The organism is Endozoicomonas sp., assembly GCF_051008435.1.
Lineage (GTDB): Bacteria > Pseudomonadota > Gammaproteobacteria > Pseudomonadales > Endozoicomonadaceae > Endozoicomonas_A.
In genome coordinates this window covers 1-9,261 of record NZ_JBPCXO010000050.1, presented here as the reverse complement: position 1 = coordinate 9,261, position 9,261 = coordinate 1, and the positions used below count along the sequence as shown (strand labels likewise).

Annotated in this window: 5 protein-coding genes; 2 read left to right on the top strand and 3 right to left on the bottom strand. The window is 47.5% G+C overall.

The features are described 5' to 3' along the window. On the top strand, positions 1–104 hold a 104-nt coding region (locus tag ACR2PX_RS02200), incomplete at its 5' end, for a transposase (RefSeq protein ID WP_433997724.1). A gap of 152 nt (positions 105–256) precedes the next feature. Next, positions 257–5,491 (top strand): hypothetical protein, encoded by a 5,235-nt coding sequence (locus tag ACR2PX_RS02195; RefSeq protein WP_433997723.1) that lies wholly within the window; start codon positions 257–259, stop codon positions 5,489–5,491. A 70-nt stretch (positions 5,492–5,561) separates the two neighbouring features. Here ACR2PX_RS02195 and ACR2PX_RS02190 read toward each other — a convergent pair whose 3' ends face one another. The 3 genes from ACR2PX_RS02190 to ACR2PX_RS02180 all read right to left on the bottom strand — a co-directional run bounded on the left by ACR2PX_RS02190 (position 5,562) and on the right by ACR2PX_RS02180 (position 9,051). Continuing rightward, positions 5,562–6,374: a hypothetical protein gene (locus tag ACR2PX_RS02190; RefSeq protein WP_433997722.1), complete on the bottom strand. Its 813-nt coding sequence runs from the start codon at positions 6,372–6,374 to the stop codon at positions 5,562–5,564. A gap of 262 nt (positions 6,375–6,636) precedes the next feature. Next, positions 6,637–7,746 carry a hypothetical protein gene (locus ACR2PX_RS02185; protein ID WP_433997721.1) on the bottom strand — a complete coding sequence of 370 codons (1,110 nt, stop codon included), beginning with the start codon at positions 7,744–7,746 and terminating at the stop codon, positions 6,637–6,639. 120 nt (positions 7,747–7,866) lie between these two features. Next, on the bottom strand, positions 7,867–9,051 hold the full coding sequence (locus ACR2PX_RS02180) for an FAD-dependent monooxygenase (RefSeq protein WP_433997720.1): 1,185 nt from the start codon (positions 9,049–9,051) through the stop codon (positions 7,867–7,869). Between the last annotated feature and the right edge of the window lie 210 nt (positions 9,052–9,261).

The window sequence follows — 9,261 nt, the reverse complement described above, 5'->3', positions numbered from 1 at the left end:
AGCCGGTTCTATGGACAAGAGCCTACTGCCTGATAACTGCCGGTGGTGCGCCTTTGGAGGTACTGAAGGAGTATATTCAGAATCAAGAAAGGCCGGAGAAGTGACAGCCCTCTACGGGCTGTTTGCTATCCATCTCCATCCAAACGACAAAGCTACGCAATGCCGCTATGGATGGAGAATTCCGCAAACTCGTTAAATGCAGATCGACTACACTCTTACTTATTCATATCAAAGTTGCTACTGCTTGCTGATAATAATGAAGACTGGATCAAGAAAATCCTCTATTCGACACTGTATTCTCTACCCCACACTGATAGTCAGCACTTTTTCCCCCATGCTTCTGGCCTTTGATGATTGGCTAATAGGAAAAACTGATTTTTCAGAGTTAGAAAAAGCTCCTCTTTGTTTTCTGAACTCAGACAGTAAAAAAAACTATTGGGATCAACAAAAAACAGCCTGGCAAACTTTCAATGGGCTGAGCCACTTTATGCCTGAAGGTATTGAGCATTTTCTGGAGCAAATGGTGCCAGAGTTGGGGGGATACCCTCTTTACTGGCTCTCTAAATATTTTATAAATTCATTTTCAAAGATTGAAAATGCTGAGCCTTTTTTTCCTCCCCCAGATGGCACTCCTTCTATTGCCAGTGCAGGCACATCGATTCTGTATTCCGTGAAACCAAAATGTTCACTCATAGTACAGCCGGGTCATGATCTGGAGAAAATGATGTCCATGGAAGAAGAACCCTGTGAATATCGTTTATCACCAGGCGTGCACTGGGTCTATAAAACCTTACCTTTTCAAGAAGGGGACATACTGACTTCAGCCATCACGGCTGCTAATGATGACGATGATGACGACGGCTCAAATCCCGGTGAGGTAGACCCTGATCCCCCTATTGACTCGGAAGATGGAAGCTCCGAATTATCAACATTCCATGCAACACCGGTTCTAAGAATCAATCTGAGAAGTAAGCAAACCTCTGAGTATTATCGGCTCAGAAATATTAAAACCAATGAAACCCTGTCCACACAATCCGAATGGCACTCTGTTGTTCAACCCGACCCCGTTCTATCTGCACGACAGCCGGCATCTTTCAGAATAACGCCGGTTTTACGCCTTGGCATGAACGGACAAAGTTCTTTTTCTTACTATCGGCTCAGGGTACAGAGCTGGCAATCGATCATACCTCCTGAAAATTTGAAAAGAGTGCCCGTTTTAAAAGTCGCAGAAGCCTTTGAAGGCGATGTTTTGATCGACTTTGCCAGAAATTCTGAATTACACCATCTATTAATTGATATGGAGTTAATGCCTTTAGCGGATGATTATCCCCTCTGTCAGCGTTTGTTCACCAGTCAGACATTATCCATCCGCTTGCAGAATCTGCTTTTTATAGGAAATCATATCTGTGACCTGCCCTTTCCCGATGAAGACCCCTTTCAGGATTTTCTGGCACTGAACCTGACGGGTAATATCCGTCAGGTTCCCGAAAGCAAAGAAACACCACCTGGTAAACCTTCTGAAGAGCAACCTTCTGAAGAGCAACCTTCTGAAGAGCAACCGGCTGAATCGACAGACAATGCTGAGCGCCCTCCTAACCCTCCTCCGCCACCTCCCGGAGGGGATAAGCCTGATAAGCATTCGGACGACCCATCTCAGCAGGATTCTTCCACAGATACAGTACCATTCACTATTCAAGTTGACCTTGCTGGCAGTCTTTTTATTTTTATGCTCAGCAGTACTTCTTTCCACAGCCAGATGCAGGTCATTCTTGCCTGGCTTGATCATCACAAACTCGGGAATCAGGGTAATTTCAGTAGCCAACTGAAAGCACTGGTCAAAAGCAATTCAAGGAAGTTTCCGACTCAAGGGGGGCTTGTTCAAATTGATGCCTTTGCATACAAGAAAGAAGAAAAGAATTATAAACGTCCAATCCAGCCTGGCTCATCTTTAAGGAATTTACTGGAAGCGGCTATAGAAGGTATCAGTCAGGAGCAGACGCTCCAGTTCATGGCCTACCTGAATCATCACTTACCCGGTATTACCTGGATCATGGACGATGGCTCCCTCCTTGGAGAAGTGCACTTGTCACACCTCCCTGAGTATAAGCCTCTCCCACAGCCAAGAGCGACCACTCATGAACCGACGACTAGACGACGGCCATCATTCAGACTGAGATGGGGGTGGCAATCCAGCAAACGACGACCACGATACCCTCCCCATCCGGGCATGGCAACACTGCCTCAGGTTCAATTATCTTCTGAGGCCAATGCTCTGGTGGATCACCTGCTGACCTGGGTCCACAGCATGGACGACTATGAAGCCGTTCTGACCTGGCTGGACGAGAACTTTCCGACTACTGCTACGCAATGTTTGCAACAATTACAATCATTGATGAATCTTAAGATCAGTTCAGCCAACTCTCTGACAGGATTTTGGACCAATGCACCTTCAGGCTCGAAAGCTACCTTCTATGCCAGCCGAAGCCGGACACATTCTCTTGAAATCTTTGTCAGCCTGCTGACCACCGAAGAAGTTGGGACAATGCAGACTTTTTCCCAGAATAAATCCGAAGGGAAAAAAGAGGATGTGGTGAAAGAAAAGCCAAAACCTGACCCAAAGACAGAAGATGAGCCTGGCCCAGCTACTACAAACCCAACCACCACAACCCCAGTCAATGCCTTTGCAGCGTTTTATGCCTCATCCACAATCACCGACCCAGCGGCTAAAGAGCCTCCTGCCAAACAAGATGAACCGAAGCAAGAAGATAAAAAACCAGCGCCGTATGTAAATTTAATGATTCTAACGCCTGAAGCTTCCATACCCGTTTTAACAGACACTCAAAAATCCTACCTGATGCGACTGATGCAAGTCATCAAAACGGCTCCTGCGTACAGGCTAAGCCTGATTTCCCCCATTGCAAGCAGGTGGGCTCGAGAGGTTGAAAAACAAAAATCAGGAGATGATGACTCAGTAAAAGCAGCTGAAAAAAAGGCGGAAGAGCTGGTTGTTACCGCTTTCAGACTCTGCCCGCCCTTTAAGAATCTACCGACAACACCTAGCTACAATGACTTGAGCAAAGTGTTCAGTACCATTAGGCCTGAAGATATTGAGGTCAGTTTGACAGAACCTCTAGCTGTGGCTCTAGCCCATTTCATTACCCATGAAGACCCTAAAGTAGTGGAAGAGGTAATAAATGAAATAGCCCCTGAGCCAAAACCACCAGAAAGTGCTGCGACCCCACTGGTAGAAACCTCTGACAAACCAGAAGTGGTTGCTGCAGAAACACCGCCTGCCGTTCCCGTACTGGAGGATACTCCCAGACTTCTGACTGTAGACAATCTGCCGCCAGTGCTAGACAGTCAATCAGGTGAACCTCTTCCAACAGTTGAGCCTTCCCTAGCCAATTCTCTGAGGGAAAGACTGAGAAAAATGACCTGGGACATCAGACATCTGAAACAAGTTCTCAATAATCTGAAGTCTGAAAGAGCAATACAGGCAATTCTCAATTATCTGAAACAATTAATTTTTGGCCCGAGTCTATTGGATCTCAGGATTATTCATAACTATGTACTGGCTTTTGATAATACCCAACAGGATATACAGCTCAACAGCGCCCTGCAGGAAACCGAACACCAGGAACGAATAATAGAGCTGTTATTGGACAATAGTTATCCAGCCGAGCAACTCAGCCTCTATCTCAGGCTGCTGCCAAAACCTCCCAGGACGATGACGGCCTCCCAAACTTTTTCTCCATCGCAGGATAGTTTTACGGAGGGTTTGAGTGGGTACGAGAGCCAGTTCTCCCTGGCTAGCCAGTCTTCGATGAGCATAGTCTCAGTATCTTATCAACACGGGCAACAAGTGCAGGCTACCCTTTGCAGAATATTGCAAAGATTGTCGTCTCAATCCGGCTCTCCTTTATTCATGGCTCAGCAACTAATCAATCTGATTCAGGCTTTGGTTCACCTCAGACAATGCGACGCAGGAGAAGTATTAATCACTCACTTGAAGCATGAGCTGCAAATGCCAAAACTAAGTTTGGCCAACTATAAACTATCACTGGATCCGACCCAGCTCTCCCAGCAACAACTCTCAATCCTGCAAAGAATAAGGGGACTGCAGGCGATGGCTACAGCCCGGGGCAATGAGTATCAAGGCTCAATCTCTAACTCTCCCATTCACCAGCATTTACAGACTGTACTGAGTAGCATTCAGACACAAAACCTGAACAGCTTTGAGCAATACTTTCTCAGACTTTACGGACAAAGCTGGAATACTCGGGGTGCTTCTTTACCGCCACCAACCCGAAGTCTTGAAAGAGGAAGAGTGCCTGATTTCAGCGGCTTTACCGATGATGATGCTCCCCTGCCGGAACGAAGCCAGACCATGAGAAGAGACCACCGGCAGAGGAGAACAGTCAATAGACCTCCTGATTACCACCAATCCATGGTAGGCATTCATCAACCACCTTCACGTCGTAACTACCGGCATAGAACCCCAGATCCCTGGAGTTATCAGGGCAGTCATCACAGCTTGATTCAACCAGAGAGTACTCCTGTTGTCAGCAGGCCTGTTTCAAGGGCTCGTGCCATGAAAAAGCTTCAATCCGGTCAATCGTTAACTTTAAAGCTGGAGCGATATGAGCAACAGGGATCTGCAGCCAATCGAGGTATGACGAGACTTTTAACAGTCGATTTTCAGACTCGAATTAATAATATGCTCTGGGTTCAGCATAAAACTGCACAAGTTGAAGCATCGCAAACAAGAACCCGATTAGGAAAAGCGCTTTCATGGTTTAAGAATCACAATCGAAAAGAGCATAGACAGTCTATAGCTCAAGTACTGGGGCAATTTTTTACAACCGTTGAAAGGGTGGAAGAACTGATCTATCAACTGCATCAAGCTCAGCATCAAAGCTTCAAAGACCAGACACAAGCCCATGATTTCATTGAGTTCCGACAAATACCCACTCAACCCGCTAATGCCGAGGCATTACTAAACTGGGTGCTGGAGCAATACTTTACACCTGTGCGGAGGACATCCAGAGGAGGAGTCAGTGCAGCCATGGCACTGACTATTCAAGTTATGCTGACTTCCGAGCAACTTGCGGATTTGGCTCAACAACTGGAGCAGTTAGTCAGAGCTTCTCGGTCCACTCTTTCTCCAGATGTGACCTCCCCCTCTTCATCCATGCTCTTAGCCGCTACCCCAGACCCTTACCTTCAGGATCTGGCTCAGGTAATCAGCTCAATGATTTATGATGAGAATGCGCAAAAGCAGCTGGATCAACATCTTCAACCCTTTATTGCTGCACTGGAAAACCGATTGTCGCGCTTTGCCCGAAGTCAGTTACCCCACATTTATATTCAAAATGCCATAACAGCCGGTTCGCTTGCTCAGCTGCTGCAGGAACTAACACACCTCATGACTCCCGAACAGTGGCAGGCATTTGAAAGAGCTATCAGACGTCCTTCATCCAGCCTGGTATAACTCAAACAATAAAAAAGCCCGGTCGCGCTGAACAACCGGGCTCTTTATTACTTCTGATGTCAATTAAGGCTTACTGACCTGGTTGAGGTGGCATCAGGCCTTCTGGCATCTGCATGTTATTAGGTACCTGCATCTGCTGCATCACCTGGTTGATGGACTCCCTGATGCTGGCAATCATCGCTTTGTAACCTTCATCAAAGCCACTATAAAAAGCCTGCTCAGTAGGTTTAACATCATCACCTTCACGCTTGTAGATAGCAGGTTGCTTACCTTCCGGGTTTTCACCACTGAAGAAAGCTTCCATGGAAGTAGGTACAGTCAAAGCGACACGGCCACCAGCCATGTAACCATCGATGAAACGACCTCTGAGGAAGGGATTGTCACTGCTGCCCACACCGGCAATACGGTAAGCATCGTCGGCCTCACACCAGCGATCTTTGTACTCACTGGCCTTTTCGCTGTCGCTGCAGTTGTATTCAAGGAAACCCAGCTCCTCAACGACTCTCTGATACCCTGCACGATAACCCGCTTCATTGGGCTTTTCAGTCTGCCCCTCAAGAACCTCACGAGCTACCTGGCTGGTTTCAGCCCTGCGAGCATCGTTAATACCCTGACGATAACCTTTCAGATAAGCGTCAAAATTGGCAACATCATCAGCCACAGAGCTCTGGTCAAATGAGCCACGGGCTTCACACCAAACCTGTTTAGGTGCATCGGAGGCATCAACAGAGGTGCAATCATAGCTTTCTTCTTCAGCAACCGGACGAGCAGAATCCTCTGCAGCAGGAGCCACTTTTGGACAATCCTGAGGCTTACTGCAACCCTGAAGCAACGCCAGTAATACAACAACAGGTACAGCACCTGCGAGCACAGACCTACGCATTCATTTCTCCTTCCCGAGGGATACTTCTAATTTTCACCTTGAAAGAACGGTTTACTGTCAGGAGTTCCATTCACTCATGGCTAACATAGTGAAAATGCCCCGATTCATTTCATTAACGATGGTGGCACTTCCTGCTCCCGACACTTGTCCGGAAGCCAAATAAACCAATGTTTACAGATCTGACACACCCATAAGGCATTGCAGGTTTCTGCTTTATTAATGTCATTGGACGGAGCGGGTTAAATATAGTTCAGAAAATTCGTTATTTTTCTTTTTTAGTCCCTGTGGATATATCAGGGAGCGTTGAATGCGCTTCAGGTTCTTGAAGCTGGCACAATTCAGACCAGTTGAAGGGCTGTACAGAAGCTACCAGTTGGTTCCATTGTTCAAGAGAACAGGAGGAGCCACACGGCAATGTCAGGGGCTGGTCATTGAATGAGGCCTGAATCGTTCTTTTTGAGGCAGAAAAGCGCAAGGTCAGCATACTGGCATAAGGGACATTGGTCTCTCTGGGACTCCCCACAGCACTGAGTAGAGCAAGAATATTATTATCGCTGGCAGATATCAGATAGAAGTACTCACAGGATGTCCGGCTGCTCTCCAGGCAGGTTTGATGCTGTTGATAGCGCCGATTAATCGCTGCCAGGAGATGCTGGGTAGCCAGCTGAACCATGCGTCGGTCTTTGCTCATTTGGGCAAGAAACCAGTGCATCAGATCCAGTAACTGCTGCTCATCCCCAGGCGACAGAAACTCTGGCAAAGGAATTTTATGCAGTTTTCTAGCGTTTAATGTGTCGGCAAAACGGAACATACCATGTAACGTAGGCTTTTGTCCGGACATCTTTGCCCAGAATTTAATCTTTTCAGGCTCCAGTTCATCGACCTTCCTTTTCCAGTCAGGACTCTTTTCCATGTCGCTGATCAGAGCTCTGTACCCTGTGCAGGAATGAGGTATCCCCAGAATAGGGTCATCTTGCTGAGGGGGGGCATAGACGGGAGGTACCGTGACTATTTTATCGTCTGAATCGGCTTCCACAGAGTCAGAATAAATAGCCTGAAGCATTGTAGTAGCGCATTGAATGGTTCTGTCCAACCCCCGGGCCTGATGATAACTCAGCGCCGGGTTCCAATGGGTCGGAAAGTCTGCAGGGAGCTGAGTGTGCCTGAAATGCTTTCCGGCTTCATAACATTGCTTGAAACCAGTACGGGTCATCTCACCGGGACCCATAGGCCACAACTCAGGATTCAATGGGTATCTCGGACTGCGGTCACCATGTCGGACCAGCGTGACCACATAATCATCAGGCTCTGGCAGAGCTTGAGCCGTCATAGAAAAACAGAGTATGCCGCAAACCAGAAGCCACTTTCTCATGCTTTATTCCTGATGTATTGATAAAAAAATCAAACAACAAAGCATAGGAAGAAAAAGTGATACTCGTTCTGAAAATAAGCTTAGTTTTAGTAACAGCCGATCAAGCAACAGCTGGAGCGACTACATACCCATAGCGTGTTTAATCAGCATATCTTTGGCAAGAGGTAGACTGTTCGTCCACTTCAACCCGGTGTTTCTCAGCCAGCGAATGCCAATATCATCGGAAGCAAAAAGATTCTGCAGGCCTTCCATGGATTTCATCATCAGCAAGTTACTGCCCATTCTTCTGCGCTGATATCGATTCAGGATATGACTGGCAGAAAAGTCATCGCCTCGATCGAGCGCCCGGATTATTTCCTCAGAGAGAACCTCAACATCCTGAAGTCCGAGGTTGACCCCCTGGCCGGCCAAAGGATGAATGGTGTGCGCCGCATCTCCTGCCAGCACGATACGGTTTCGATGATACTGCCTGGCATGGCGCTGTTTCAAAGGAAAACGAAAACGAGGATCAGCTGAAATAACCTGACCCAGTCTGGACTCAAAAGCCGACTCAATAGCCTGACAGAAGGCCTCATCATCCAGTGACAGAATGTCATCCGCTCGATCGGGTACTAATGACCAAACGATTGAGCAGTAGTGTTTACCTCCCCTGCTGGGCATAGGTAAAAACGCCAGAGGGCCTGTATCCAGAAAAACCTGCCAGGCGGTATCCTGATGATACCGCTGCGTTTCAACCGTGGTGACCACCGCATGGTGCAGATAATCCTTTTGGCTGGATGGTATATTGGACAGCTTCCGCAGACGTGACTCAGCCCCATCAGTAGCCACTAGCAGACGAGCCTCTATCTTTTCATTATCCAACTGAATCTGATGAGGTTCACCCAACTGATAGTCAATCGTTGATTGACCGGGGAAGCATTCAATATCGGTTTCAGACAGTTTCTGCAGCAGCGCATTACGGATCACATCGTTCTCAACAATGTTTCCAAGCGTTTTAAAGCCCGCTGACCTGGCATCAAACCCAATTTCTCCCGTGCCCTCACTGTCCCAGACAAACATGTGCTGATAGGGCATAACACGTTGTGATGTCATAAGCTCCCATGCTCCCAGTCGCTGGAACAATCTGGAAGAAGCTTCTGTCAAAGCACTGACCCGGGGAGCATAAAGGCTATCGGGAGCAAAGGCCCCAGCCGTCAGCGACTGTTGATCGACCAGCGCTATTTTCAGGTCTGCTTTTGACAGAGACAACGCCAGCGACGCCCCTACCATGCCTCCACCGGCAATCACCAGATCAAATGATTTCAACCAAGATCTCCTGCTAATAACGTCTAAGACTTGCTGTGAGCATTGTTCCTTGACCTGGGAGACTGACCGAGAATAGACAGGCTCCCAGGAGTCTGTCGGACTTAGCCGACCGTAGCGAGGAAAAGTCCGGTTTGAGACAGTTTTTATGATTATTTGAGGCGAATAGCGAGCTATTCAACGAAAAGAATCATAAAAAATGGCCAAATCAGG

Bases quoted from the DNA above. Each gene is read 5' to 3' on its own strand.
- ACR2PX_RS02185 (WP_433997721.1), bottom strand. From the start codon at position 7,746: ATGAGAAAGTGGCTTCTGGTTTGCGGCATACTCTGTTTTTCTATGACG.
- ACR2PX_RS02195 (WP_433997723.1), top strand. From the start codon at position 257: ATGAAGACTGGATCAAGAAAATCCTCTATTCGACACTGTATTCTCTAC.
- ACR2PX_RS02190 (WP_433997722.1), bottom strand. From the start codon at position 6,374: ATGCGTAGGTCTGTGCTCGCAGGTGCTGTACCTGTTGTTGTATTACTG.